The organism is Dialister succinatiphilus YIT 11850 (assembly GCF_000242435.1).
Classification (GTDB): domain Bacteria; phylum Bacillota; class Negativicutes; order Veillonellales; family Dialisteraceae; genus Dialister; species Dialister succinatiphilus.
In genome coordinates, this window is the sequence record NZ_JH591197.1 from 1 (window position 1) to 1,630 (window position 1,630).

2 protein-coding genes are annotated in these 1,630 nt (G+C 47.4%); both read left to right on the forward strand.

Annotated features, from left to right (window positions below; genetic code table 11):
* Window positions 1–511 precede the first annotated feature (511 nt).
* Complete coding sequence (locus tag HMPREF9453_RS10945) at window positions 512–967, forward strand: Fur family transcriptional regulator (RefSeq protein ID WP_008860634.1); 456 nt, start codon at window positions 512–514, stop codon at window positions 965–967.
* Window positions 968–1,457: 490 nt separating this feature from the next.
* Window positions 1,458–1,630, forward strand: a 173-nt coding sequence (locus tag HMPREF9453_RS11310; RefSeq protein WP_008860635.1) for an S-layer homology domain-containing protein, incomplete at its 3' end; no start/stop codon positions are given.

Consider the following 1,630-nt stretch of genomic DNA (forward strand, 5'->3'; position numbering starts at 1 on the left):
GAGAAAATAGGTGGCACTGGATATTGTGTCACATATGACACAGACAGCTAATCCCGTAACGTTCCTTGCGTCCCCTTTAGGGGAAGAGGGCCACGAAGTGGCGAAGGGGTGGACGGTGGTAATCCTGATTATGATACTCGATGTGGACGTGACCGCCGAAGGCGGCATTATAAAACTCATTGCCCGTAAGGGCAATCCACTACCCTCGGCCCGAAGGGCCGTTGCCCCCCTGAGCGCTAGCGAACACAACCCGCCTCCGACAGGCGGCCACAACCCTCGGGCCAAAGGCCCGTCAACCCTCATGTGCGCATTCTGCATAGAATGCGCAAGTCAGCCGAAGTTGGCCCTTAGCCTGCCCATAAAAGGGCCTTCCTATTGTCGGCTGACCGTTCGCAGGCGTGTCCGAGGGCCCTCATAGAACTTTCCCTTGACTAGATAGAGAAAATCCCATATAATCAAGTAAATAGTATACTATGTACTCAAAGGAATGAAAAATCATAAGGAGAAAAGCATGGCAAGTTTGGAAGATATACTGGTAAAGAAGCATCTGAAAAGGACGAAAGCGCGGATTATGATTTTAAAAGTCCTGGAGAAGAGCCTGCCCCTTACGGCAGGAGAGGTGTATGAACTGGTACGGGGCAAAGACACCCGCCTCAGTCTGTCCACGGTGTATCGCAACTGCGAAGCCCTGGCGGAGAAAGGGCTGCTCTATCGGTCCACCACCATGTCCGACGGCCTCACCCGCTATGAATATGCCCATGACACGCCGGTGTACTATGCCATCTGCCTTTCCTGCCACCGTATTTTTCCGGTGGACGTGGATCTGGAGAAAGGATACCGGCAGCACATGGACGAGGAATACGGCTTTGAAGTGGCGGAGCCGAAGGTGGAAATCTACGGATACTGCCGCGAATGCCGGGCTTCCGGAAAAGCAGAGGAGCATAAGGGGAAAATGGAATTATTATAAGGATAAAGAGAATCTCGGGAGGGCTGCCAAATGACCATCATTTGGGAGTCCTCTTTTTCTTGGGCACCCGCTTTCTCAAAACTTGACAGACTGAAATAGAGAAAACTATTCTCAAAATAGACGGTAGAGAGAAAATCATTCTCAAGATTAAAGAGAAGGTAAAAGGAAAAGAGCCCTCTCTATCGCATCAAAAATGATGAAATATTCCTATTTGAGAATCAGCCTTCTAAAGAACCATTTCTCATTTAATGAGAAAATTATATATTTTATCAAAGATTATAGTATTGTTTTATAATGATATACATAACAGAAATTTGTTAATTTCTAATAAATGTGATATAATGAGAAAGTCCAAAGGAGTCCTGCCTTTTGGACAGGAAAAAGAGAGAAAAAGAAGAGCAGAGGAAACACGGTCACTCGCGCAGACATTCTTTTTCAGGATTTTTCCCCTATGCAGGATCATATCTGTTTATATAAGGAGCGAAGAACTATGAAAAAGATTCTCGCAATCGCAGCTGCTGCTGCACTGACTGCTGGCGTTTCCGCTTTCGCAGCCAATCCATTCTCTGATGTTTCCACTGATGACTGGGCTTACCAGGCAGTATCCGACCTCTCCGACCAGGGCGTTGTAGAAGGCTATCCGGATGGCACCTTCAAAGGTGA